General features: G+C 67.2%; 24 protein-coding genes. All 24 read right to left on the reverse strand.

What is annotated here, in order from left to right; all coding sequences use genetic code 11:
- Positions 1 to 73: 73 nt before the first annotated feature.
- The 24 genes from AC3WOE_RS22480 to tsf all read right to left on the reverse strand — a co-directional run bounded on the left by AC3WOE_RS22480 (position 74) and on the right by tsf (position 25,352).
- Positions 74 to 400, reverse strand: a complete 327-nt coding sequence (locus AC3WOE_RS22480) for a hypothetical protein (protein ID WP_492693626.1) — start codon at positions 398 to 400, stop codon at positions 74 to 76.
- Between the two features lie 14 nt (positions 401 to 414).
- Complete coding sequence (gene glgA, locus AC3WOE_RS22485) at positions 415 to 1,881, reverse strand: glycogen synthase GlgA (RefSeq protein ID WP_492693627.1); 1,467 nt, start codon at positions 1,879 to 1,881, stop codon at positions 415 to 417.
- Complete coding sequence (gene glgC / locus AC3WOE_RS22490) at positions 1,881 to 3,140, reverse strand: glucose-1-phosphate adenylyltransferase (protein WP_492693628.1); 1,260 nt, start codon at positions 3,138 to 3,140, stop codon at positions 1,881 to 1,883. Before glgC ends, glgA begins: the two co-directional genes overlap by 1 nt.
- A 111-nt stretch (positions 3,141 to 3,251) precedes the next feature.
- The gene (locus AC3WOE_RS22495; protein ID WP_492693629.1) at positions 3,252 to 3,830 is read right to left on the reverse strand and encodes a class I SAM-dependent methyltransferase; all 579 of its coding nucleotides are present in this window, start codon (positions 3,828 to 3,830) and stop codon (positions 3,252 to 3,254) included.
- 57 nt (positions 3,831 to 3,887) lie between these two features.
- Positions 3,888 to 4,790 (reverse strand): SAM-dependent methyltransferase, encoded by a 903-nt coding sequence (locus AC3WOE_RS22500; protein ID WP_492693630.1) that lies wholly within the window; start codon positions 4,788 to 4,790, stop codon positions 3,888 to 3,890.
- Between the two features lie 63 nt (positions 4,791 to 4,853).
- Entirely contained in the window at positions 4,854 to 5,951 is a 1,098-nt protein-coding gene (locus tag AC3WOE_RS22505; protein WP_492693631.1) for a hypothetical protein, read from the reverse strand.
- Between the two features lie 195 nt (positions 5,952 to 6,146).
- Positions 6,147 to 7,352: a DUF2325 domain-containing protein gene (locus AC3WOE_RS22510; RefSeq protein WP_492693632.1), complete on the reverse strand. Its 1,206-nt coding sequence runs from the start codon at positions 7,350 to 7,352 to the stop codon at positions 6,147 to 6,149.
- 60 nt (positions 7,353 to 7,412) lie between these two features.
- Positions 7,413 to 7,595, reverse strand: a complete 183-nt coding sequence (gene hemP, locus AC3WOE_RS22515) for a hemin uptake protein HemP (RefSeq protein ID WP_492693633.1) — start codon at positions 7,593 to 7,595, stop codon at positions 7,413 to 7,415.
- Between the two features lie 86 nt (positions 7,596 to 7,681).
- Positions 7,682 to 10,996 carry a DUF8696 domain-containing protein gene (locus AC3WOE_RS22520; RefSeq protein WP_492693634.1) on the reverse strand — a complete coding sequence of 1,105 codons (3,315 nt, stop codon included), beginning with the start codon at positions 10,994 to 10,996 and terminating at the stop codon, positions 7,682 to 7,684.
- A 144-nt stretch (positions 10,997 to 11,140) separates the two neighbouring features.
- Positions 11,141 to 11,911 (reverse strand): TrmH family RNA methyltransferase, encoded by a 771-nt coding sequence (locus AC3WOE_RS22525; RefSeq protein ID WP_492693635.1) that lies wholly within the window; start codon positions 11,909 to 11,911, stop codon positions 11,141 to 11,143.
- Positions 11,908 to 12,549, reverse strand: a complete 642-nt coding sequence (gene rnhB, locus AC3WOE_RS22530) for a ribonuclease HII (RefSeq protein WP_492693636.1) — start codon at positions 12,547 to 12,549, stop codon at positions 11,908 to 11,910. Before rnhB ends, AC3WOE_RS22525 begins: the two co-directional genes overlap by 4 nt.
- Positions 12,521 to 13,645 carry a lipid-A-disaccharide synthase gene (lpxB, locus tag AC3WOE_RS22535; protein WP_492693637.1) on the reverse strand — a complete coding sequence of 375 codons (1,125 nt, stop codon included), beginning with the start codon at positions 13,643 to 13,645 and terminating at the stop codon, positions 12,521 to 12,523. The genes rnhB and lpxB overlap by 29 nt, the downstream gene beginning before the upstream one ends.
- Positions 13,646 to 13,649: 4 nt before the next feature.
- Positions 13,650 to 14,441: an acyl-ACP--UDP-N-acetylglucosamine O-acyltransferase gene (gene lpxA, locus AC3WOE_RS22540; RefSeq protein ID WP_492693638.1), complete on the reverse strand. Its 792-nt coding sequence runs from the start codon at positions 14,439 to 14,441 to the stop codon at positions 13,650 to 13,652.
- Positions 14,442 to 14,568: 127 nt separating this feature from the next.
- On the reverse strand, positions 14,569 to 15,048 hold the full coding sequence (gene fabZ / locus AC3WOE_RS22545) for a 3-hydroxyacyl-ACP dehydratase FabZ (RefSeq protein ID WP_492693639.1): 480 nt from the start codon (positions 15,046 to 15,048) through the stop codon (positions 14,569 to 14,571).
- Positions 15,045 to 16,073 carry a UDP-3-O-(3-hydroxymyristoyl)glucosamine N-acyltransferase gene (gene lpxD / locus AC3WOE_RS22550; RefSeq protein ID WP_492693640.1) on the reverse strand — a complete coding sequence of 343 codons (1,029 nt, stop codon included), beginning with the start codon at positions 16,071 to 16,073 and terminating at the stop codon, positions 15,045 to 15,047. The genes fabZ and lpxD overlap by 4 nt, the downstream gene beginning before the upstream one ends.
- A gap of 12 nt (positions 16,074 to 16,085) precedes the next feature.
- Positions 16,086 to 16,592: an OmpH/Skp family outer membrane protein gene (locus tag AC3WOE_RS22555; protein ID WP_492693780.1), complete on the reverse strand. Its 507-nt coding sequence runs from the start codon at positions 16,590 to 16,592 to the stop codon at positions 16,086 to 16,088.
- Between the two features lie 2 nt (positions 16,593 to 16,594).
- On the reverse strand, positions 16,595 to 18,943 hold the full coding sequence (gene bamA, locus AC3WOE_RS22560) for an outer membrane protein assembly factor BamA (protein WP_492693641.1): 2,349 nt from the start codon (positions 18,941 to 18,943) through the stop codon (positions 16,595 to 16,597).
- Positions 18,944 to 18,963: 20 nt separating this feature from the next.
- Entirely contained in the window at positions 18,964 to 20,334 is a 1,371-nt protein-coding gene (gene rseP / locus AC3WOE_RS22565; RefSeq protein WP_492693642.1) for an RIP metalloprotease RseP, read from the reverse strand.
- Positions 20,331 to 21,497 carry a 1-deoxy-D-xylulose-5-phosphate reductoisomerase gene (gene ispC / locus AC3WOE_RS22570; RefSeq protein ID WP_492693643.1) on the reverse strand — a complete coding sequence of 389 codons (1,167 nt, stop codon included), beginning with the start codon at positions 21,495 to 21,497 and terminating at the stop codon, positions 20,331 to 20,333. Before ispC ends, rseP begins: the two co-directional genes overlap by 4 nt.
- On the reverse strand, positions 21,494 to 22,330 hold the full coding sequence (locus AC3WOE_RS22575; protein ID WP_492693644.1) for a phosphatidate cytidylyltransferase: 837 nt from the start codon (positions 22,328 to 22,330) through the stop codon (positions 21,494 to 21,496). The genes ispC and AC3WOE_RS22575 overlap by 4 nt, the downstream gene beginning before the upstream one ends.
- A gap of 13 nt (positions 22,331 to 22,343) precedes the next feature.
- Positions 22,344 to 23,066 (reverse strand): polyprenyl diphosphate synthase, encoded by a 723-nt coding sequence (uppS, locus tag AC3WOE_RS22580; protein WP_492693781.1) that lies wholly within the window; start codon positions 23,064 to 23,066, stop codon positions 22,344 to 22,346.
- Positions 23,067 to 23,077: 11 nt separating this feature from the next.
- Entirely contained in the window at positions 23,078 to 23,638 is a 561-nt protein-coding gene (gene frr / locus AC3WOE_RS22585) for a ribosome recycling factor (protein WP_492693645.1), read from the reverse strand.
- 27 nt (positions 23,639 to 23,665) lie between these two features.
- Positions 23,666 to 24,376 (reverse strand): UMP kinase, encoded by a 711-nt coding sequence (gene pyrH / locus AC3WOE_RS22590; RefSeq protein ID WP_492693646.1) that lies wholly within the window; start codon positions 24,374 to 24,376, stop codon positions 23,666 to 23,668.
- An 82-nt stretch (positions 24,377 to 24,458) separates the two neighbouring features.
- Positions 24,459 to 25,352 (reverse strand): translation elongation factor Ts, encoded by an 894-nt coding sequence (gene tsf / locus AC3WOE_RS22595; RefSeq protein WP_492693647.1) that lies wholly within the window; start codon positions 25,350 to 25,352, stop codon positions 24,459 to 24,461.
- Positions 25,353 to 25,384: the final 32 nt, after the last annotated feature.

Consider the following 25,384-nt stretch of genomic DNA (forward strand, 5'->3'; position numbering starts at 1 on the left):
ATCACGGCATTGACCTCAAGCCGCCCATGTCACGTCTCTCGCTATCTCGAAAGAACGTGTTGACTCTTCACATCTAGGACAGCATCGCCGCATTCACCGCGCCGCACTCGGCATCCTCATCGTCGAAGATGACGATGAACCAGAAGGACTGGTCGGGAGAGCCGTGCTCTTCCTTGAGCTCGGACGCTGGCCTGGCCAGCTTCAGCTTGAGATCCAGCGACAGGTCCTCGGCCGCCACGAGGTCCTCGCGCGCCACCGCTTCGAGCTGGGCCGGGCTGTCGCGGAAGTCCAGCAGCACGACGAGATCGTTGGTCTTGAAGTGCTGCTGCGCGGCCTGCGCGAAGCTGGTGACGCGCGCGTCGAGGATGTCCTGGATGCGATCGGGAACGGCTTGGCTCATGGCGGCATGATGACTCAGAACCCGCCGGCCGGAATCACGTCACGGTAGACGGCCAGATAGCGCACGGCGGCGTCATCCCAGCCAAAGCGCTGTCGCATCGCCGCCTGGCGCACGCGAGTCCAATACTCCTGGCGGCTCCACAGCGCGAAGGCGCGGCGCAGTGCACGGCGATAGGCGTCGGCATTGAAGGCATTGAAGACAAAACCGGTCGCCGCGCCGGCTGCAAGATCTTCGAGCGTCGTGTCGACGATGGTGTCGGCCAGGCCGCCGACGCGGTGCACCAGGGGCAGCGCGCCATAGCTGAGGCCATAGAGCTGGGTCAGGCCGCAGGGCTCAAAGCGGCTGGGCACCAGCACCACGTCGCTGCCGGCATAGATGCGATGGGCCAAGCCTTCATCCATGCCGGTGCGGCGTGCGATCTGGCCAGGATGCCGGGCAGCGGCCGCGCCGAACTCGGCCTCGAGACGGGCATCGCCGGCACCGAGCACGACGAGCTGGCCGCCGGCATCGATCAGGTCGTCGAGCGCCTCCAGCACCAGCGGCAGGCCCTTCTGTTCCGTCAGGCGGCTGACGATGCCGAACAGCGGCGCCTCGGGCTTCAGGTCCAGGCCGCACTCGCGTTGCAAGGCAGCCTTGCACGCGGCCTTGCCGCTCGAATCCCCGGAGTCATAGTGAGCAGCGATTGCGGCATCCTGCGCGGGAGACCAGACGCCGTAATCGACGCCGTTCAGGATGCCATGCAGCACGTCGGCGCGATGCCGCAGCAAGCCGTCGAGGCCACAGCCCTGCTCGGGCGTCTGCATCTCGTTCGCATAAGTCGGGCTGACCGTCGTGATCGCGTCGGCGAAATGCAGGCCGGCCTTCATGAAGCTCACCTGGCCATAGAACTCCACGCCCTCGACCGCGTAGTGCGAAGGCGGCAGGCCCAGGTCGCAGAACTGGTCGGCAGGAAAGAGCCCCTGATACGCGAGGTTGTGCACCGTGAAGACTGTCCGCGCGTCGGTGCGGCGGCGCGAGCGGCTGGCGGCGATATGGGCGCAGGCCAGGCCGGCGTGCCAGTCGTGGGCATGCACGATCTGCGGCCGCCAGGCCGGGTCGACGCCTTCGGCCAGCCGTGCGGCCGCCAGGCCCAGCAATGCGAAGCGCCTGTGGTTGTCGGCATAGGCCACGCCGACCGAATCGCCATAAGGATTGCCGGGCCGATCGAAGAGGCCGGGCGCATCCAGCACATAGACGGGCATGGCAAAGCCCGGCAACTGGCCGCGCAGCAGCGCCGCCCTGCCCTCGCTCCACGGCAGGGCCACGGGCGCGACGGCGCATTCATTCGTCAGCGATTCGCGGATGGCCGGAAAACCCGGCACCAGCAGCCGCGGCTCCGCACCGGCCGCGGCCAACGCCGCCGGCAAGGCGCCGGCCACATCGGCGAGGCCACCCGTCTTCAGCAGCGGGAACAGCTCCGCGCTGACTTGCAGCACCCGCATCACAGTTTGGCCAGCATCTGCTTGGTGATCAGCACGACACCGTTCTCGGTGCGCTCGAAACGCTCGGCGTCCAGCTTCGCGTCCTCGCCGACGACCAGGCCGTCAGGGATCTCGCAGCCGCGGTCGACGATGACCTTGGTCAGCCGGCAGTGCCGCCCGATCTCGACGCCTGGCAGCAGCACGCACTGGTGGATGTTGCAGAAGGAGCGGATGCGCACGTTGTTGAACAGCACCGACTGCACGACATGCGAGCCCGACACGATGCAGCCCGCGCTGACGATGGTGTTGACCGTCATGCCGTGCATGCCGTTGTGGTCGGGGATGAACTTGGCCGGCGGCAGCTGGCGCTGGTAGGTCCAGATCGGCCAGTCGGTGTCGTAGATGTCGAGCTCGGGGCTGATGGAGGCCAGGTCGAGGTTGGCGGCCCAGAAGGCATCCAGCGTGCCGACGTCGCGCCAGTAGGGCGGCGCGCCATTCGGGTTGCTGATGCAGCTCATGCCGAAGGGATGAGCCACGGCGAGCTGCTCGCCGACCACCTTGGGGATCACGTCCTTGCCGAAGTCGTGACTGGAGTTGGGGTCGGCCAGATCCTCGGCCAGCAGTCTGTAAAGATAGTCGGCGTTGAAGATGTAGATGCCCATGCTGGCCAGACAGACGCCTTCGCGGCCGGGGATGCAGGGCGGGTCGGCCGGCTTTTCCTTGAACGCGGTGATGCGGCGATCGTCGTCCACCGCCATCACGCCGAAGGCGCTGGCTTCGCCCCTGGGCACCTCGATGCAGCCGACCGTGCAGCCGGCGCCCGTGGCCACATGGTCGACCAGCATGGACGAGTAGTCCATCTTGTAGATGTGGTCGCCGGCCAGCACGACGATGTAGTCGGCACCCGTGCTCTGGATGATGTCCAGGTTCTGGAAGACGGCGTCCGCCGTGCCGCGGTACCAGCTCTCTTCGTCGACGCGCTGCTGGGCCGGCATCAGGTCGACGGTCTCGTTCAGCTCGGCGCGCAGAAAGCTCCAGCCGCGCTGGATGTGGCGCAGCAGCGAGTGGCTCTTGTATTGCGTGACGACGCCGATGCGGCGGATGCCGCTGTTGACGCAGTTGCTGAGCGCGAAGTCGATGATGCGGAACTTGCCGCCGAAGTAGACGGCGGGCTTGGCCCGCGAATCGGTCAGCTGCTTGAGGCGCGAACCGCGACCGCCGGCGAGCACGAGGGCGATGGCGCGGCGCGCGAGCTGATGGGGCGAGGCGACGGGGGGCATGGCCGATCTCCGCGAGAGTGCAAACGCTTGCAGCGTACGCCAGCGAATTTGCCACACTGGTGCGGACTTCCCCTCAGCGGAGCATTTCGACGGCTGGAGCGCCCCTGCGAGTCAAGGCTCAGGCTTTCTGCGGAATATCCACAGCCGATCATCGCGCTGCGCCCATTGGGGGATCTCGACTCCGTCGATGCACTCGAACCCAGCCGTCAGCAACGCAAAGAACCGCGCATCGGCATTGCCAGCCATCCACTCGCCCACGTACACGACCGTTGTGCCGGCATACGCAGCGAGAGCGCTGCTGGCCATGTCGGTCGCCCAGGGCGGCCAGCAGAGGAACAATGCCTTGTCCGCATGGCTCCGTACCATGCGCTCGTCGCCTACCAGCACTTCACTCCATGTGAAGGTCGGCGGAGCGGCCTCGATCGCCACGACAGCCATGCCCGCCTGGCGCATCAGCCAGGCCCAGTAGCCACTCCCGGCACCGACTTCCACAACGCTGCTCGCGTGCTTGCGGATCGCGGCGATGGCCTCGTCAGTGGGCACGGCCCAAGCGAAGTGCCTGGCGATGGCCGCCTTGAAGATCAACCAGTCGGGCGCCGTCAATTCGGCAGCAGACGTCGGCCTCGACGGGTCACGTCGACATGAAGGCGGCAAAGCCCGAAAGAACTCGAGATAGGGGTTCAAAGGCATGCTCGAACTCGCCAGGCCGAGCCGGCGGCGCGGCCGCAAGAAGCCTGGAGTGCTTCCCTATCCGATGGCGGTTCCGTAGGCCCCTTTGCTTGCGGCGATCATCGCATTCATGCGGTAGTAGGTCATGGGATCGCTGCTGCTCTGGTAGGCAGGCGGAATGTAGAGCGTGTAGCCCGCCGACAGCGGTCCCTGAGCGAGCTCCGCCGCCGTGATCTGGCGGATCACCGGCTCGCAGCCGTGGAACACGGCCGCCTCATAGAGATACATCGGATGCGTCGCCGGATAGATCTTCAGCAGCCGCTCGACGAGCAAGGGCATCGCCGACAGGTCATATCCGACCGCCTTGAAGGTGGCATCGCCCACGACCCCGATCTGCCACAGGACCACGGAACTGGTGGGATCGATGACACGCCCATTGAGCAGGAAATCAGTCGCCTCATAGGACTGACAGCCATTGATGCCGGGATCGACGCCCAGATCCGCGAAGAGGCAATCCTCCGAAGAGATGCCCGGCAGCATCCGAGCGCTATAGCCTTCGGCGCGCGCCCGCCGGATCGACTCGTGCGACGGATAGACGAAGACGCCCGGGTGGCCGTAGCAGGCCATGCAGGTGAGCATGCCGGCGCGTACGCAATCCAGCGTGCGCTCGACCATCTGGTTGTAGGTTTCGATGCGCGGCTTGCCCTCGGCGTACATGCCGGTCATCGACTCGGCCCCTTGAGGATTGAGCTCCTTCAGCATCAGCTCGGCCACCGGGTCGCCCACCACATGCAGCACCTTGTCGGCCTGCTTGATCCAGGCCACCGCCTCCATCGTCAGATGGCCCACGGTGCGGATGCCCGTGCCCACGACGACGAGCGATCCCTTGCTCTTGCCGTTGCCTGCATGGCTGTGGGGCACGGACCCGGCAGCATGTGCAGACGCTGGATCAGATTTGCCGTTTGTATCCGATTCGCTCATCGACAACTCCACGAAAGTCCGGCAACTTGCGAATGCAAACTGCGTCGGCGGCGGTCGCCATTGCTAACCCTGGGGTCCGGGGACGAACTGCGGAAAGATCTGCGGATGGATCACGAGCTGCGGATGCACCTGCGGGAAGATCTGCGGGTGGATCACGAGCTGCGGGTGTACCTGCGGAAAGATCTGCGGGTGGATCACGAGCTGCGGATGCACCTGCGGGAAGATCTGCGGGTGGATCACGAGCTGCGGATGCACCTGCGGGAAGATCTGCGGGTGGATCACGAGCTGCGGGTGTACCTGCGGGAAGATCTGCGGGTGGATCACGAACGGCGGCTGTGGCGGCAGATGCGGCAGAGCTTGCGGATTCATCTCGAACTGCGAACGCACCTGCGGAAATATCTGTGGGTGGACCTGCGGAAAGATCTGTGGGTGCACCTGCGGAAAGATCTGCGGATGGACCTGTGGGTGGATCACGAGTTGTGGATGCACCTGCGGGAAGATCTGCGGATGGATTACGAGCTGCGGGTGCACCTGCGGGAAGATCTGCGGGTGGATCACGAGCTGCGGGTGTACCTGCGGGAAGATCTGCGGGTGGATGACGAGCTGCGGGTGTACCTGCGGGAAGATCTGCGGGTGGATGACGAGCTGCGGATGCACCTGCGGAAAAATCTGTGGATGCACCACGACCTGCGGATGGACCTGCGGGAAGATCTGCAAAGGTGTGTTCGGGAACATGGCCGGACTCCCTTGATTGGCTAAGTTGGCATGCCCAGGCGCAGCACGCACGACCGGCTGGCCGGCGTCGGCACCTTCGGGTGCGCCGGGCGGCTTCACCATGTCGACCACGAGAACTGCGGCCGGCGTCGGAGGTGTGAACGAAAAGCGTTGCCCACTGAGGCGGGCATGAATCGCCCAGGGCTGACCGCCTTTCAGGATCGCTTGGTCGACATCGCTGATGCCCGCGGCTTGCATCGCACCGTCCGGATCCTTGACGTACGCGCCAAGCCGTGCCGGGTCGGTCGCCAGCGCAACCATGAAGGCACGGAATTCGTCGGGTGCCGAGGCATCGGTCGCACCCGCCGCAGCTGCTGCCTCGGTGGAGGAGGGAGCAGGGGGCGTAACGTCGCCTTCATCAGCATTGCCACGCTTTTGGACTGCCATCGGGGCCCCGCTCAAAGCCAAGGTTTGAAGGGAAGCTAGTCCACAGCCTTCTGCTCTGCAAGGCCGCGAAAGGCGACGCTCTCCTCCGGTCTAGGGATGACAGGTGCTAATGCACCAACAGGTTGCACACCAAGACAGGCCGACGACAGCCTGCAGTCAGGCCTCGCGTCTGCCAACAAGCGCAGCCTCCAGACATCAGTCGCTCTGCAATGCCTTTGGGCCCAGGCTCTTCAAGGCGTCTGCGCCGTCCAGCACCACCAGCGCCCGCCTGAGGCTGCTGGCGCTGGGCGACTCCACGTAGACGCAGCGCTTGTTGTGCCTTTTGCAATGGTCCTTCACCCGCCAGTAGGCGTCGTGGCTGATGCAGCCGGTCTGGCAGATGACGAGGTCGGCCGCGGCGAGCTGGGGCTCGAGCTGGGCCGGCTTGTGCTCGTTGCCACCGTCGTGATGCAGGAACTGCGCGCCACACCCTTCCACCGCCTGGCGGTACTGCGGCACGCTGCCACCGCGGCCGCCCACGCAAAGGACGACGCGGCGCTCCAGCTTGATCGGCACGGCCTTCCCTTCGGGCTCGCCGCCCAGCGGTGGCGCTGCGGGCTCGCTCGAGTCCAGGGGTGCGCGCGCGGCAATGCGATTGAGCTCCCGCTGCAGCGTCTGATTGCGCTCGATCTGCTCGGCCAGCCGCTCGCGCAGCTGCTCGCGCTCCGGAAGATCGGGCTGGACCGCACGCCAATGCGCCAGCTGCTCCTGGGCCTGGGCCAGTTGGGTCTGCAGCGCGATGTGGGCGGCGCGCTGCCGCATGCGCTCCCGGTCCCAGGCCTGCTGCTCGCGACCGCGCTCCAGGCTCCAGGCGGTCACGCGCTGCTGCACCTCGGCATAGTCGCGCGCCAAGGCCTGGTGCTCCGCCGCCAACTCGCGATGGCGCACCAGGTCCACGCGTTGCGCGGCGCCGACCTGATGCTGCAGCATGTGGACCTGGCCGAGCACGCGCATCTCCAGCCATTCATCGCAACGGGCATGCGTCAGCGTGGCCCACAAGGCACCGGCAATCTCGCCCCGGCCCGCGCGAGCGCGCCACCAGACCATCAGCGACTCGCGGCATTTGGCTTGCGCAGCCTGCCGCACATCGAGCGAGAAGCGCTGCTCGAGGTCCTTCTGCAGCGCCTCGGCCACCGCATTGCGGCGCGCGACCGCCGTGACGAGGCTGCAGTGCAGGGTGTAGTCGTCTTCGTCACCTTGCAGCACGAGCAGCTTGCGGGTCAGCACGCGCACGCGCTCCAAAGGCAGGCACACGCCGATGACGGGACAGTGGGCATGGCTGCCCAGTTCCCACAGGCGGCGGCGACGTGAACCGGTCGAGGGAGGCGCAGCAGCGTGCACGGCGCAGCAAAGGTCGGCCATGGGAGGCTCCAGGGGTAGGCGCTGGCGGGCGACGGCTGGCGGGCGCGGTGGCTGTGGGACTTACTTGGTCAGGATGAGCTTGCCCAGGGACGTCACGCGCAGGCGGTAGACCTGCTGCTGGTGGACGATGAACACCTCTCCGCGCGGGCCGAGTAGCGTGGCGCTGTCGATCTGGCGGGCGGCGCCTGCAGCGGCGGCCGAAGCACATGCCGGCGGCTGGGGTGATGGAGGGCTGGCGAGCATGCAACCACTGTAATGAGAATCATTCTCGATTGCAAGCCGCAACTGGGGATGCGCCTTGCCCCTCGGCAAGGCCCCCCTGGTCGCCGTCAGTCCTGGTAGCCGCTGCCGACGAGCAGCATGCCGCTCTCGCCCGCCACGACCGGCTGGCGCGAGCCGGCGAAGCCCACGGTCTGCCAGAAGTAGGTGTCCCAGAAATCCAGATCGCGGTTCCAGGTCTGGCCGCCGTCGCTGCTGCGGTAGATGCCGAGGATGCTGGTGACGATGCCCAGCTGCCCGTCCGCGGAGAAGCGGACGGTCATGAACCACTCCTGCGGTGTCGGCGCCGAGAGCACCGTGCGCCAGGTGATGCCGGCGTCATCGCTGCGGATCAGCCTGCCGAAGTTCTGCAGCATGAAGACCGTCGAATTGCCGACCCAGGTCATGCTGACGGGAGTGCCGCCCGGGTAGGTGAAGACCCGCCAGATCGCGCCGCCGTCGATGCTGCGGTACATCTGGCCGTTGGCGTCGGGTGCCAGCACCACATTGCCATGCGCACTCACCGTCCGCATGCCCAGCTCGGCTGGGCCGGGCGTGATGGCCAGGGTCTGCGCCCAGTGGCTGCCGCCATCCGTCGAGCGGATCACGCCCCTCGGGAAACTCATCAGCACCGTGCTGCTGTCCGCCAGCGCCACACCGTTGTTGCCGGTGACCGGGTAGGTGGGCATCTGCGTCCAGCTGCGGCCGCCATCCGTCGTGCGCAACAGCGGGCCATTGGTCCGCGCCGCCATGCCGACCTGCGAATCCAGGAAGGTCGCCGTGGTTTCGGCGTCGCTGCCGGTCGCGGCGAACTGCTGCAGCGGCCGCCAGCTGCGGCCTCCATCGTCGGTCTGGAAGAGCACCGTCGTCTGCGCGATGCTGCCGAAGGCGATGCCATGGACGTCGTTGCCGGGGAACTCCAGCGCCTGGATCGAGACGCGGTCCAGGCCCTGGCTGCCATAGGGCGTGCTCCAGGTGGCGCCGTTGTCGGTGCTCTGGCGCAACTGGCCACCGGAGCCCACGCCCAGGAACACGCCGCTGGACGACAGGTCCGCATCAATGGACGAGATGTAGCTGTAGCCCTGGCTGATCCAGGTCTGGCCGCGGTCGGTGGAACGGATATCACCCGACAGGGAGAAACCCGTCTGGCCGTCCGCGCTGAACTTCAGCTCCGAAGTCGAAGTACCGGCCGGCGGCAGCGCCCAATGATTCCAGGTCACGCCGCCATCGGTGCTGCGCGCGAACCTGCCGCCACTGGCCATCACCGTCTGGTCGTCGACGAAGGTGAAATAGGTGGCATAAAGGGTGGGGAAGAAGGACACCGGTGCGTTCAGCGCCGTCCAGCTTGCGCCGCCGTCGGCGCTGCGGAACCAGGCGCTCTCGCCAGCCGCGAGACCCACCAGGCCGCGCAGCGTGACGCCCCTGACTTTCTCGAAGGGCTTGGCCGGGTCGGACGACGGAATGCGTGTCCAGGTCAGGCCGCCATCGACGCTGCGGAAGGCGCCGTCACCGGGCGACACCATGACGCCAATGCTGGCATTGCGAAAGCTCAGCGCAGCCAGGTTCTTGGTGATCGGAATCGGAATGCTTCGCCAGGTGAGGCCGGCGTCTTCGGAGCGGATCAGCGTGCCGTTGTCACCGGCAGCCAGCACCGTGTTCGCGTCGAGCACCGCCAGTTTCGAATACTCCGGCTGGCCGGGCATGGGCTCCTGAACGAACTGCCAGGTCGTACCGGCATCCGCCGTGCGGATGACGATGCCGCGCTTGCCCACCGCGACCGCGACCCGCGTGTCCAGCCAGCGGATCGACTTCATCGCGCTGTTGACGAAGCTCGGTGACACGGCCGTCCAGCGCGCCTTCTTGATGCGTGCAGCGCTGCTGTAGGCAACGCCGACGGAATTGCTGAGCTTGGCGCGCAACAACTGGCGGTCATCGGCGTTGGTGGGCGACCAGGTGTAGCTGGCGGCCGTGGCGCCGCCGATGTCCTGGTAGCTCGCACCCTCATCCTTGCTGGCCTGCCATTGCACCGTGGGCGCCGGCTTGCCGGTGCCGGCCACGGTCAACGTGACGGCAGGCCGGCTCACGCCGGAGACCACGTCCTTGGGCTGGAGGATCACGACCGGAAGACGCAGCAGCGTCAGCCGCGCCGCGGACGACACGAGGTCGCCTGCCAGGTTGCTCGCGACAACACGGAACAGCTTGCCGTCGTCGGCATCGACCGTCGTCTGGAGTTCCAGCCGCATGCCGGTGGCGCCATTGATGTTGGCGAAGGTCTTGCCGTCGTCCAGGCTCACCTGCCATTGGTAGGTCGGCGTCGGGTTGCCACTGGCCTGCACCTCGAAGGCCGCTGACTTGGACTGCAGCACCTCCACCGGCTGGGGCTCGCGCACAAGGGTCGGGAGGACCGCCGGGGCGATCGTCAGCCGCGCGATGGCGCTGGTTTCACTGCCCTGGGTATTCGTGGCCACCGCACGGTAGCGGCGGCCATCGTCCGCCTTGACAACATTGGCCACGACCAGCGTCGCCGTCGTGGCGCCCGCCACGCTCGCCCAGCTCTGGCCATCGAGGCTGGTCTCCCACTGCAGGGTGGGCGTCGGCTCGCCGCTGGCGGTGGCCGTGAAGGTGGCGCTCTGTCCCGCATTGACGCTGCGGTCCTGCGGCTGCGCCGTGAACTGCGGCTTGGCCAACGCTGGCAGCACGCTCAGCGTCACGGCCCGCGAAGTCACGCTTGCCAGGTTGTTGCGTACCACGACGCGGTAGAGCTTGCCGCTGTCGGCCAGCGTGGCGGTGGGCAGGGTCAGCGTCTCGGTGGCGGCGCCGGCGACATCGGTCCAGGCAATGCCGTCAACGCTGCTCTGCCATTGGTAAGCGACATTGGTGCCGCTGGCGGTGACGCTGAAGCTCGGCGCCTGGCCCACCCGCGCCTGCACATCGCTCGGCTGCACGGCAACGCCGGCCGGCGCGGGCGGCGTGACGCTGAGGGTGGCCGCCGAACTCGTCAGCACCACCGTGCCGGCCTTGACCTGGGCTCGGTACTGGCGGCCGCTGTCGGCCTCGGTCAGTCCGGTCAGCACCAGGTCGGCCCCCGTGGCGCCGGCGATGTCTGCCCACTGCGAGTCAGCCCCCAGGCGCTGCCACTGGAAGCTGGCCGCACCATTGGCAGCGACGCGGAAGGTCGCCCCGCTGCCAGACGTGACACGTTGGTCGGCGGGTTGCTGGGTGATGGCCAGGCTGGGCTGTGTGACCGAATCACCGCCGCCGCTTCCGCCGCCGCCGCCGCATGCGGACAGGACCAGCGTGGCCAGCACAACGGCCAACCAGCCCCGCAGGCCGCCCACGGAAAGGGCTCGGGCCTCGAAGCGCCCGATAGCGAAACTGAAAATCATGGAACTCCCTGTTCGTCTTGTCCGCCCGAGGGCACTGCCGGCCCGTTGGCGTCGCCCCTGGATCGAGGCGGGCGGATTATTTGCGAAACAGGGGCAGGGCCAGGGCGACCGGAGCGTTAGCCCCCTCAATCCGGGGACTTCAGATCAGCCCTTGCGGCGCTCGCTCTCGTACAGGCAGATGGCCGCGGCCGCCGCCACGTTGAGCGACTCCTCGCCGCCCGGCTGCGGGATGCCCACGCGCAGCGCGCAACGGGCCATCAGTTCATCCGAAACGCCCTGCCCTTCGTGACCCATGACCCAGGCACAGGGGCTGGGCAGGGCGACGCGGTGCAGCGGCTGGCTTTGGTGGGAACTGGTCGCGACCAGGGGCACGGCGAGCGTCTCGAGGTCGGTCGCTGCCAGGCCTTCGATGAGGCGCAGGCCGAAATGGGCGCCCTGCCCGGCCCTGACGACCTTGGGCGACCACAGCGCGGCCGTGCCCTTGATGGCCAGCACCTGGCGCACGCCGAAGGCGGCCGCGCTGCGCAGGATGGCGCCGACGTTGCCGGCATCCTGCAGGCGGTCCAGCACGACGCTGGCGGCCTTCGCGTCGATCACCGGCGCTTCGGGCAGGGTCAGTTCGGCGCCGATCTGCGCCGGTGACTCCAGGCCGCTCAGCCCCTTGAACAGCGCCGCCGGCACGACCAGGGCGCGCGGGGCTGTCTCGGCCAGCGCGGCCAGCGCCGCGTCCTGCATCGCCGCTTCCGTCAGGACGACGAGCGACGGCTTCCAGCCCCGCTGCAAGGCCGCGCGCAGCAGATGGTCGCCTTCGATCCAGATGCTGCCGGTCTTGCGATAGCCGCCGGCATCGGCCGTCAGCTTGCGCAGGCGCACCAGCGCCGGGTTGTCGCGGGAGGTGATGTGATCGAGCTTCATGCCAGCGGATTGGTCGTCATGCCGATGCAGACTTCTCTCACCGGGGCGAAGCTGCGGCGGTGCCAGGGGCTGGCGCCATGCGCCTTCAGCGCGGCCAGGTGCTCGGGCGTGCCATAGCCCTTGTGCGTGGCAAAGCCGTATTGCGGATGGCTGGCATGCATTTCCGCGCAGAACAGGTCGCGCGCGACCTTGGCGAGGATGCTGGCGGCCGAGATGGCCTGCACGGTGGCGTCGCCCTTCACGATGGCTTCGGCGGCCATGGGCAGCACGGGCAGGCGGTTGCCGTCGATGCGCACCAGGGCGGGCTTGAGGCGCAGGCCGTTCACGGCCCGCTGCATGGCCAGCATGGTGGCCTGCAGGATGTTGATCTCGTCGATCTCCTCGGTCGTCGCGTGCGCGATGCAGCAGCACAGCGCCTTGGCGCGAATCTCGTCATAGAGCCTGGCGCGCTTAGGCGCAGTCAGCACCTTGGAGTCGGCCAGGCCCTTGATGGGCTGCAGGTCGTCGAGGATGACGGCGGCCGCGAACACCGGGCCGGCCAGCGGCCCGCGGCCGGCCTCGTCCACGCCGGCGACGAGGCCGGGCGGCGTCCAGTCGAGGGAGCCCTGCTCAGGCGCCGATGAGCGTCGCGATGGCATCGCTGGCGCGCTGCGCGGTGTCTTGCCGCAGCAGCTCATGGAGTTGGACAAAGCGCTTGTGCACGACCTCGCGGCGCGGGGCGTCGGCGAGCCAGGCCTCGGCCTCACGGGCCAGGTTCTCGGGCGTGCAGGCGTCCTGGATCAATTCGGGCACCAGGAATTCCCGCGCCAGGATGTTGGGCAGGCCCACCCAGGGCTGCAGGCCGCGGCCCTTCATGCGCCACCAGTTCAGCGCGTTCATGCGGTAGGCAATGACCATGGGGCGCTTGAACAGCGCCGCTTCCAGCGTGGCCGTACCGCTGGCCAGCAGCGTCAGGTCGCAGGCGGCCAGGGCGGTATGGGACTGGCCGTCGATGAGCTGGATGTCTGCACCCTGGATCAGCGGCTCGACGAGGCCACGCAAGCCGGGCACGACAGGCATGATGAAGCGCCGGCCCGGTCGCGCCATCAGCCGCGCCGCGCCGATCAGCGCCGGCGCGATGTAGTTGATCTCGCTCTTGCGGCTGCCGGGCAGCAGCGCGATGACGGTGTCGTCCTCCGGCAGCTGCAGAGCCTCGCGGGCCGCGGCGCGAGGCGCCTCCATCGGGATGGCGTCGGCCAGCGGATGGCCGACATAGGTCGCACCGATGCCGGCCTTGTGCAGGATCTCGGGCTCGAAGGGGAAGAGGCAGAGCACATGGTCGGCCGCCGCCTTGATCTTCACGACGCGCTCGGGCCGCCAGGCCCAGATGGACGGGCAGACGAAGTGGACGGTCTTGATGCCGGCCTCGCGCAGCCGTGTCTCCAGGCCGAAGTTGAAGTCGGGCGCATCGACCCCGATGAAGACGTCCGGCCGGTTCGAGATGAGACGGGTGCCGAGCTGCTTGCGGATGGACAGCAGCTCGCGGATGTTCATCAGCGCGTCGACGTAGCCGAAGATGGACAGCTTGCTGTGCGGCCACCAGGTCTCGAAGCCCTGGGCGATCATCTTGGGGCCGCCAATGCCTTGGCTGCTCAGCCCCGGCCAGCGCGCACGCAGGCCTTGCAGCAGCAGGCCGGCCAGCAGATCACCGCTGGCCTCGCCGGCCACCATGCCGAGGCGGGGCGCGGTCTGCATCAGTTCAGCGGACGATGCCGCGGGTGGAGGCGGCGAGGAAGTTCAGCATCACGTCGATGTCGCCATCGGCCGCGCCCGCTTCCGTACCGCGCAACGCCGCGATGGCCGCCTTGGCCTCGTCCAGCGTGTGGCCGCTGCGGTAGAGCAGCTTGTAGATCTGCCGGATGACGGCGATGCGCTCGGCGCTGAAGTCGCGGCGCTTCAGGCCGACGACATTGACGGCGCGCGCGGCCAGCGGATTGCCGTCCACCGTCATGAAGGGCGGCACGTCCTGGGACACATGGGCCTGGAAGCCGATCATGGCGTGGTCGCCGATGCGCATGCGCTGCAGGATGCCGGTCAGGCCGCCGATGGTGACGTGGTCGCCCACCACCACATGGCCGGCGAAGGTCACGCCGTTGGCCAGCACGTTCTGGTTGCCGATGACGGTGTCGTGGGCGATATGGCAGTAGGCCATGATCCAGTTGTCGTGGCCCACCGTCGTCTCACCGCGGTCCTGGACCGTGCCGATGTTCAGCGTGCAGAACTCGCGAATCGTGTTGCGGTCGCCGATGACCAGGGTCGTCGGCTCGCCGGCGTACTTCTTGTCCTGGTTGGCCGCGCCGATGGAGCTGAACTGGAAGAAATTGTTGTCGCGGCCGATGGTGGTGTGGCCTTCGATGACGACATGCGGCCCGACCTTGGTGCCCGCGCCAATCTTCACGTGCGGGCCGATCAGCGAATAGGCGCCGACCGTGACCGACGAGTCCAGCTCGGCGGACGGATCAATCAACGCTGTTGGATGAATCAAAGCCATGCCTGCTCCAGAGAAGCGCGCGCAAGGCGCGTGCTCGACTCCTCCAGCGGCACCCGTGGAACTGGCTTTGCCAGGCCACTGGGTGCGCCCCCTTGAGGGGGAGCGCCGGAGGCGCTACGGGGGTGGGTCATCCTTCGATGCGGCGCATGGTGCACATCAGCTCGGCCTCGGCCGCGACCTGCTCACCCACCAGGGCCCGCGCATTGAACTTGTAGATGCCGGCCTTGGCGCGGCCCAGCGTCACTTCCAGCACCAATTGGTCACCCGGCTCGACCGGGCGCTTGAAGCGCGCGCCATCGATGCCGGCGAAGTAGACGACCGATTTCTCGTCCAGCGTGATGCCCACGCTCTCGATGGCCAGCAGCGTGGCGGCCTGGGCCAGGGCTTCGAGGATGAGCACGCCCGGCATGACCGGGCGGTGCGGGAAATGGCCGAGGAAGAAGGGCTCGTTGATGGAGACGTTCTTGATGGCGCGGATGCGCTCGCCCTTGACGAGTTCCACGACGCGGTCCACCAGCAGGATGGGATAGCGGTGCGGCAGACGCTGCAGGATTTGATGGATGTCCATCGTCGTCGGGACGGGATTCGGGGTCGTGTTGTCGTTCATTTCTTCTCCAGCGCACGCACGCGTTCGCGCAGGGTGCTGAGCTGTCGCAGCGTGGCCGCGTTCTTTTGCCAGCTCGAATTCTCTTCGAAGGGATAGGGGCCGCTGTAGACGCCGGGTTCGCTGATGCTGCGGGTCACGGTTGTCGCGGCGGAGATGTGCACTCCATCGACGATGACCAGGTGGCCGATGATGTTCGCAGCGCCGCCGATGGTGCAGTTGGCGCCGATGCGCGTCGAGCCGGCGACGGCTGCACAGCCCGCCATGGCGGTGTTGCGGCCGATGTGCACGTTGTGGGCAATCTGGATCTGGTTGTCGAGCTTGACGCCGTCTTCGATGACCGTGTCGGCCAAGGCCCCGCGGTCGATGCAGGTGTTGGCGCCGATCTCGACGTCGTCGCCGATGCTCACGTTGCCGAGCTGCTCGATCTTCACGTAGCCGCTCTTGCTCGGCGCGAAGCCGAAGCCGTCGGCCCCGATGACAGCACCGCTATGCACCAGGCCTCGCGCGCCGATGCGGCAGCCATAGCCGAGCACGACGCGCGGCGCGAGCCGCGTGTGGGCACCGACCACGGCGCCGCGCTCGACGACGCTGTGGGCACCGATGCGGGCGTGGTCACCGATGACGGCACCGGCCTCGATGACGGCCAACGGGCCGATCTCGACACCCTGGCCCAGCCTGGCCTCGGGCGACACGATGGCACTGGCATGCACGCCGGCCTGGGGCACGGGACGCGTACGCGCAGCCCACCACTGCGTCAGGCGGGCGAAGTAGAGATAGGGGTCGGGCGTGACGATCGCCGCGCCACGGGCCGAAGCCGCTTCGGCCATGGCCGGCGACACGATGACGCAGGCAGCGGCCGTCGTCGCGAGCTGGGCCTGGTAGCGCGGGTTGGCGAGGAAGCTGATGCTCTCGCCATCCGCCTCATCCAGCGGCGCGATGCGGGCGATACGGGTTTCTGGCCACCCAAGCAAATCGCCGCCCAAGGCGGCGATGAGGTCGGAGAGCGCGACGTGCGTCGAGCTCATGACGGGCTCGGCTTACTTCTGCGCGTTCAGCGCGTCGATCACCTTCTTGGTGATGTCGACGCGGGCGCTGAAGTGGATGGCGTCCTGCAGGATCAGGTCGTACTTCTCGGTCTCGAAGATCTGCTTGATGACGCGGTTGGCGCGCTCGACCACGGCCGACAGCTCTTCGTTCTTGCGCTGGTTCAGGTCTTCCTGCCATTCGCGGCGCTTGCGCTGCAGATCGCGTTCCTGCTCGACGACGTCGCGCTGGCGGCGGTTGCGCTCGGCTTCGGACAGCGTGGGGGCATCCTTCTCCAGCTTCTCGGCAGCGCCGCGCAGCTTGGTTTCCAGATCGCGCAGATCCTTCTCGCGCTTGCCGAACTCCGTCTCCAGCTTGATCTGCGCTGCCTTGGCCAGGTTGGCCTCGCGCAGCACGCGCTCGCTGTTGACGTAGCCGATCTTCAGTTCCTGGGCTTGCACCACCGTGGTGGCCACCATCATCGATGCGGCCAGGGCCATCGATTGCAAGAGCTTGCTCATCATCAGAATGCAGTCCCGATCTGGAATTGGAATTTTTCGATTCTATCCGTCCGCGCCTTGCGGATCGGCTTGCCGTAACTCAGGCGCAGCGGGCCCATCGGCGAAATCCAGGACAGGCCGATACCGGCCGACACGCGCAACATGTCGCGGCCCTCGTTGTCCTTGCCGTTGGTCAGCGTGTTCCAGTTGAGCTTGGCATCAGGTCCCCACACCCCACCGATGTCGGTGAAGCCGAAGATGCGGAAGCTCTTGTCGTTGCCGCTGCCCGGCACCGGCAGGTAGAGCTCGGCGTTGGTGTTGAAGCGGCGATTGCCGCCGATGTAGGAACCCGTCGGGTCCACCGGGCCGAGCGAGCCGGCCTCGAAGACGCGCACCGAGCCCAGGCCGCCACCGTAGAAGTTCTTGAAGATGGGATAGGGCTTGCCGCCCAGGCCCACGCCCCAGCCGAGTTCGCTGTTGACGCCCAGCGTGATCTTGTTCGTGACCTCGAAGTACTGCTGGTACTGCAAGTTGATGCGGGCGAACTTGGCGTCCCCGATGGCGCTGGTCTCGACGTTGACGCGCTGGTAGCGGCCCTTCAGCGGCGAGATCACGCTGTCTCGGCTGTCACGCTGCCAGCCGATGGTGAAGGGGATGGAATTGCTGCGCTGGCCGAACTGGTTGACGAACAGCAGATAGCTGTTGGGCAGGCCCTTGGACGTCGTGATGTCGGTCTGCTCGTAGCCCAGGCCGAAGAAGACGGTGTCGATTTCGGAGAAGGGCACGCCAAAGCGCAGCGCCCCGCCCTTGGTGACGTACTGGTATTCCTCGCCCAGCGTGTTGATCGGGCGGGTGGTGCGATAGAAGACATCCACCGAGCGCGACACGCCGTCGACCGTGAAGTAGGGGTCGACCGTGCTGACCTGCAGTTGGCGGCCGGTGCGGGCCGTGGCCACGTCGATGCCGAGGTAGTTGCCCGAACCGAAGACGTTGTCCTGGCGGATGGAGCCGGTGAAGGACAGCTTGGTCTGGCTGGAATAACCGGCACCGACCGTGATGGCGCCGGTGGGGCGCTCGACGACGGTCAGGATCACGTCGACCTGGTCCTGGGCGCCCGGCACCTCCTGGGTGTCGATGGTGACTTCCTTGTCCTTGAAGTAGCCCAGGCGCTCGACGCGGTCGCGCGAGGCCTTGATCTTCTGGCCGTCGTACCAGGCGGCCTCGAACTGGCGGAACTCGCGGCGGATGACCTCGTCGCGTGTGCGCGAGTTGCCCGACAAGATAACCTTGCGCACATAGACGCGGCGCTGCGGCTCGGCGACGAAGGTGACGACGACCTGGCCGGTGGCGCGGTCGATGTCGGGCTTGCTGTCGACGCGGGCGAAGGCATAGCCATAGGTGCCGAACAGGTCACTGAAGGCACGCGTGGTGTTGGCCACCTGCTCACCCTGGTAGGCCTCGCCGGGCTTCAGGAAGACGAGATGCTTGAAGTCTTCCTGGCGGCCCAGGTAGTCGCCCTCGAGCTTGACGCCCGTGACGGTGTAGGGCTGGCCTTCGCTGACCGTGATGGCGATGCTGATGCTCTGCTTGTCCGGCGAGATGGTCACCTGGGTGGAGGTGACGGCGAACTCGAGGTAGCCGCGGTTCAGGTAGTAGCTGCGGATGGTTTCCAGGTCCGCGTTGAGCTTGGCGCGCGAATAGCGGTCGGTCTTGGTGTACCAGGTCAGCCAGCCGCTGCTCGTCTGCTCCAGCAGGCCCAGCAGCGTGCTCTCGGAGAACACCTTGGTGCCCAGGATGCGGATCTCGGCGATCTTGGCCGGCTCGCCCTCGGTCACGTTGAAGCTGACGTTGACGCGGTTGCGCTCGATAGGCGTGATGGTCGTCGTGACCTCGGCGCCATACAGGCTGCGCGTGAGGTACTGGCGCTTGAGTTCCTGCTCGGCGCGGTCGGCCAGGGCCTTGTCGAAGGGCTTGCCTTCGCCGATGCCGACGTCCTTCAGCGACTTGGTCAGGGCCTCGGTGTCGAACTCCTTCAGGCCGACGAAGTTGACGTTGGCGATGATGGGGCGCTCGTCGATGATGACGACGACGGCCGTGCCCTCGATGCTGATGCGCACGTCCTTGAACAGACCGGTGGCGAACAGGGCGCGCAGGGCGGCGGCGCCTTTTTCATCGTTGTAGGTGTCGCCGATGCGGAAGGGCAGCGAGGCGAACACGGTACCGGGGTCGGTACGCTGCAGGCCTTCGACACGGATGTCCTTCAGCACGAAGGGGTCGACCGCCCAGGCTGCACCCGCTTGGAACAGCCCCGCGAGAGCCAAAGCCAGGAGTGAGGGGCGACGCTTCGCTCCCGAACTGAAAGAAAAGGACATGGGAACCGGGAGTTTCAGTGTCAGTGCCAGCCCGTCAGGCGGGAGGCAATGTCGTTGGTAAAGGCCAAGGCCATCATCAGCACCAGGATCAGCGCACCAGCGCGCTGCAGTTGCCGTTGCCACCATTCGGAGACGGGGCGGCCGCTCAGACCCTCAAAAAGATGATACATGAGGTGCCCTCCATCGAGCATCGGCAGCGGCAGCAGGTTCAACACGGCGAGACCCAGGGAGATCCGGGCCAGGAATTCGAGATAGGGCACAAGCCCGGCGCGGGCGGATTGTCCTGCGGCATCGGCGATCGCCAGAGGCCCGCCAAGGTTCTTTACCGAAGCCTCGCCCACCAGCATGCGGCCGAGCAGGCGCACCGTCGTGGCTGCCATGTCCCAGCTCTGGCCCACGCCCCGCCACAGGCCGTCGGCGAAGCCATAGCTGACGAAGACGCGCTCGAACCTGCCACTGGGCAGGATGTCCATCTTCGCCACCTGGCGGCCGTGATCGTCCACGACGCGCGGCGTCGGCTTCAGTTCGACGACCTGGCCCGCACGCTCGACGCGCCAGACCATGGTGCGCGGCTGCTTGTCGTCGTGGGCGCGGCGGATGGTGTCGCGCAGGGCGGCGGAATCGGCGACCGGCTGGCCATCGACGGACAGCACCCGGTCGCCGGCCATCAGACCCGCCGCGGCGCCCGGGCCGCCGGCGGTGACCTGGCTGATCACGGGCTCGGCCAGCGGCAGCAGGCCGATGTCCTGGAACAGCCTGGCATCGGGCGCCCGGCCCGCGAGGCGCTCGGTCTCGAGATGGACGCTGCGCGAACCATGGCCCTGGGCATCGCTGACCGTCAGATGCAGGGACTCGCCCAAGGCCTGAGCGCGTGCGACAGCCGACTGCAGATCGGACAGGGAGTCGACGTCCTGCCACTGCTGGTTGTCAGGCGACGTGGCGCGCACCCAGTCGCCGGCATGCAGGCCGGCGCGTTCGGCCAGGGAGCCGACCGGCGGCGTGCCGAGCACGGCCTTGGGCACTTCGCTGCCGACCCAGGCGACGACGGCGAACAGCAGCACCGCCAGCAGCCAGTTGGCCGCCGGCCCCGCCGCGACGATGGCGGCGCGCTGGCGCAGCGGGCGCTGGGTGAAGGCTTGCTCGCGCTCGGCCGGCGCCACGGGCCCGTCGCGCTCATCCAGCATGCGCACATAGCCGCCCAGCGGCAGGGCGCTCAGCGTGAACTCGGTGCCGTTGCGGCCGACACGGCGCCACAGCACGCGGCCGAAGCCGATGGAGAAACGCAGCACCTTGACGCCGCAGGCCCGCGCCACGCGGTAGTGACCCCATTCATGGATGGCGATCAGCAGCGCGAGCGCAACGAGAAAGGCCGGGATGTCCGAAAGGCTCATAGCAGTCGCAGTGCATGCTCGCGGGTACGGGCGTCCAGGTCCAGCAGCGCCTCGATGCTGGCGCAGTCGCCCGGCTGAACGTCCGCCAGGCATTGCGAGTTGACCGCGTGGATGCGATCAAAGCGCAGGCGGCCGTTCAGGAAGGCGTCCACCGCCACCTCGTTGGCCGCATTCAGCACCGTGGTGCTGCCTTCCGGCGCGCGCAGGGCCTGCCAGGACAGGTGCAGGCCGGGGAAGCGGATGGCGTCGGCCTCCTCGAAAGTGAGGCTGGGCGTGGTCAGCAGATCCAACCGGCTGGCACCCGAGGTGATGCGCTCGGGGAAGGACAGGCCGTAGGCGATGGGCACGCGCATGTCCGGCGTACCGAGCTGGGCCAGCACCGACTGGTCGCGGCAGACCACCATCGAATGGATGATGCTCTGCGGGTGGATGATGACCTTGATCTGCTCGGGCGTCAGGCCGAACAGCCAGCGCGCCTCGATGACCTCCAGGGCCTTGTTCATCATGGTCGCAGAGTCGACCGAGATCTTGCGGCCCATGACCCAGTTGGGGTGGGCGCAGGCCTGGTCGGGCGTCACGTCGGCCAGCGTCTGGGGGTCGCGGCTGCGGAAGGGGCCGCCGGAGGCCGTCAGCACGATGTGGTCGATGCGCTCATGCCAGGTGGCGCGGTCTTCGGGCAGGCACTGGAAGATGGCCGAGTGCTCGCTGTCGATGGGCAGCAGCGTGGCGCCGCCCTCCTCCACCGCATGCATGAACAGGGCGCCGCCGACGACGATGGCCTCCTTGTTGGCCAGCAGCAGGCGCTTGCCGGCGCGCGCGGCCGCGATGGCCGGCGCCAAGCCGGCAGCGCCGACGATGGCCGCCATGACGGTGTCGACGTCCGGATGGGCGGCGACGTCAGCCAGCGCCTGGGCGCCGTCCAGCACTTCGGTGGCGCTGCCAGCCTCGCGCAGCAGCTCGCGCAGGCGGGCAGCGGCTTCGCGTTCGGGCATGACCGCAAAGCGCGGCTTCACGGCCAGGCATTGCTTGAGCAGATCGTCCACCCGGCTCATCGCGCTCAAGGCCACGGCTTCATACCGCTCTGGATGGCGGGCGATGACATCCAGCGTGTTGACACCGATGGAGCCCGTGGAGCCCAGCACGCAGACGCGTTGGCGGTTCATAGCGAGATCAGCGCCAGCGCCAGCGGGAAGACCGGCAGCAGCGCATCGATGCGGTCCAGCACGCCGCCATGGCCAGGCAGCAGATTGCTGCTGTCCTTGGCGCCGACGGCCCGCTTGACCAGGGATTCGAAGAGGTCGCCGACGACGCTCATCGCGCCGAGGAACACCAGGGCCAGCAGGGACACGATGCCATGGCGCTGCACCAGCAGGGTGTAGAGGCTGGGCGAATCCACCGCCAGCTTCACGTCGATGACGTGGACCCAGACCACGCCGAGCAGAATGACGCCCGCCAGGCCGCCCCAGACGCCTTCCCAGCTCTTGCCCGGGCTGATGCTGGGCGCGAGCTTGCGCTTGCCGAAGGCGCGGCCGCAGAAATAAGCGGCGATGTCAGCCATCCAGACCAGGCAGAACACCGACAGGATGAAGTTGATGCCATGCACCTTGGCCTGCACGATGGCCAGCCAGGCGCCCCACAGCAGCAACGCGCCCAGGGCGAGGCGGCCGCCGCGGGCGATGCGCGGCCAACCCGTCGGCCCGGCGCGCAGCGCGTAGGCGCCCCCCAGCACCCACACCAGGCTGGCCAGGGACCAGACCCAGAACGGCGGCGCATTGAGGCCACCGATCAGCAGCGTCCAGACGCAGGCCAGGGCCAGGGCGACACCGGCCGCGACGGCGCCGGTGCCCGGCAGGCCGTTGAGCCGCGCCCATTCCCAGCCGGCGGCTCCCATCATGACGACGGTGACCCAGGCGAAGGGCCAGGGCGAGGTCTGGAACAGCACCGGCAGCAGGATGGCCAGCAGCACGACGGCGGTGATGACGCGGGTCTTGAGCATGGCTTGGCCTTGTTCAGGCCGCAGCGGCCGGATCTTTCACGCCGCCGAAGCGGCGGTCGCGCTCGTGGAAGGCGGCGATGGCCGCATCCAGTTCACGTTCGCCGAACTCGGGCCAGAGGCAGTCCGAGAACACGAATTCGGTATACGCGGCCTGCCAGAGCAGGAAGTTGCTGATGCGCACCTCGCCGCCCGTGCGGATGAAGAGGTCGGGGTCGGGCGCATAGCTCATGGCCATGAATTCCGACAGCTTGGCCTCGGTCATCTCGTCGGCTGACACGCCGGCTCGAATAGCCTTCTTGCAGGCTTGCACGATGTCCCAGCGGCCGCCGTAGTTGAAGGCGACGTTGAGGGTCAGCTTGGTGTTGTGCAGGGTGCTGCTCTCGGCCTCATTCCAGGCATTGCGCAGTTTGTCGGACACCGCATCGCGGTCGCCGACGATGCGGATGCGCACGCCCATCGCACCCATCTTGGCCAGGTAGCGGCTCACCGCGGCCAGCACCAGGCCCATCAGGCCCGACACCTCGTCGCTGGGGCGCTTCCAGTTCTCGCTGGAGAAGGCGAAGACGGTCAGGTGCTCGATGTCGCGATCGATGCAGGCCTGGACGATCTTGACCAGGCTGTCCACGCCGGCCTTGTGGCCGAAGAAGCGCGGCAGAAAGCGCTTCTTGGCCCAGCGGCCGTTGCCATCCATGACGATGGCGACATGGCGCGGCGGCGCGGGGCGGTCTTGCGCCATGAGGACGGCGCTCAAACCGCGAGGATCTCGGCTTCCTTGCCCGAGATCAGCTTGTCGATCTCGTTGATCACCCGGTCGGTGAGCTTTTGCAGGTCGTCCAGGCTGCGGCGCTCGTCGTCCTCGCCGATTTCCTTGTCCTTGAGCAGCTTCTTGGCCTGCTCGTTGCCGTCGCGACGCAGATTGCGCACGGCCACCTTGGCGTCTTCGCCGATATTGCGCACGACCTTGGTCAGGTCCTTGCGGCGCTCTTCGGTCAGCGGCGGCATCGGCACGCGGATCAGGTCGCCTTGGGCTGCCGGGTTCAGGCCCAGGTCGCTCTCGCGGATGGCCTTCTCGATCTTGGCGCCCATGCCCTTTTCCCAAGGTTGGACGGAGATGGTGCGCGCATCCAGCAGCGTCACGTTGGCCACCTGCGAAATCGGCACCATGGAGCCGTAGTAGTCGACGTTGACCTGGTCCAGGATGCCCGGGTGGGCACGGCCAGTGCGGATCTTGTGCAGTTCGTTCTTCAGGGCTTCCACCGACTTGGCCATCTTGGCCTCGGCGTTCTTCTTGATGTCAGCAGTGCTCATGATCTGTCGTCTCTCGTTGGTTCGCTTTCAGACGTGGACCAGCGTGCCCTCGTCCTCGCCCTGCACCACGCGCCTGAGGGCGCCCGGCTTGAAGATGCTGAAGACCTTGATCGGCAACTTCTGGTCGCGGCACAGCGCAAAGGCGGCGCCATCCATCACCTGCAGATTGCGCGTGATGGCTTCATCGAAGGTGATGCGCGAATAGCGCGTCGCCTCGGGATTCTTCTTGGGGTCGGCGGTGTAGACGCCATCCACCTTGGTGGCCTTCAGCACGATCTCGGCGCCGATCTCGGCACCGCGCAGGGCCGCGGCCGTGTCGGTCGTGAAGAAGGGGTTGCCGGTGCCGGCAGCGAAGACGACGACCTTGCCCTCTTCGAGGTATTGCAGCGCCTTGGGGCGCACATAGGGCTCGACGACCTGCTCGATGGCGATGGCGGACATGACGCGGGCCGTCATGCCTTCCTGGCGCATGGTGTCGGCCAGGGCCAGGGAGTTCATCACCGTGGCCAGCATGCCCATGTAGTCGGCCGTGGCACGGTCCATGCCGACCGAGCCGCCCGCGACGCCGCGGAAGATGTTGCCGCCGCCGATGACGACGGCCACCTCGATGCCCATCTGCGTCACTTCACGGATTTCCTGCACCATGCGCACGATGGTCGCGCGGTTGATGCCATAGGCGTCGTCGCCCATCAGGGCTTCGCCGGAGAGTTTGAGCAGAATGCGCTTGTACGCGGGCATGGTGTCCTCAGTCGTGGGGGCCTATGGTGGGCCGCAAGTTTAAAGGGCGCCAACTTGGCGCCCTTTCATTTCGCAAGAGTCTTTACTGACCCTTGGCAGCCGCCACCTGGGCAGCCACTTCGGCCGCAAAGTCGTCGACCTTCTTCTCGATGCCTTCGCCGACGACGTAGAGCGTGAAGCCCTTGACCGTCGTGTTGGCGGCCTTCAGGTGGGCGCCCACGGTCTGCTTGCCGTCGGCGGCCTTCACGAAGACCTGGTCCAGCAGGGAGACTTCCTTCAGGAACTTCTGCACCGAGCCTTCGACCATCTTGGCGACGATGTCGGCCGGCTTGCCGGATTCGGCCGCCTTCTCGGTGGCGATCTTGCGCTCCTTCTCGACCAGCTCGGCCGAGACGTCGGCGCCCGACAGGGCGGCCGGCTTCATGGCGGCGATGTGCATGGCCACGTCCTTGGCGGCGACGTCGTCACCTTCGAACTCGACCATCACGCCGATGCGGGTGCCGTGCAGGTAGGAAGCCAGCTTGCTGCCAGCGTAGCGCTGGAAGCGGCGGATCGTCATGTTCTCGCCGATCTTGCCGATCAGGCCCTTGCGCACGTCTTCCACCGTCGGGCCGAAGCCTTCCTGCGACAGGGGCAGGGCCGACAGGGCAGCCACGTCGGCGGGATTCTGCTCAGCCACCAGGCCGGCCAGAGCGCTCACGAAGGCCAGGAAGGCGTCGTTCTTGGAGACGAAGTCCGTCTCGCAGTTGACTTCGATCAGGGCGCCATTGCCACCGACGACGGCGGACGACACCACGCCTTCGGCGGTGACGCGGGAGGCGGCCTTGCCGGCCTTGTTGCCCAGCTTGACGCGCAGGATCTCTTCAGCGCGGCTCATGTCGCCGTCGGCCTCGGTGAGCGCCTTCTTGCACTCCATCATCGGGGCGTCGGTGCGGGCACGCAGTTCGCCCACCATGCTTGCAGTGATTGCAGCCATTTCTATCTCCAGATTTCGGTTGGCAAAAGGGG

This window comes from Roseateles sp. FW305-36, assembly GCF_058787015.1.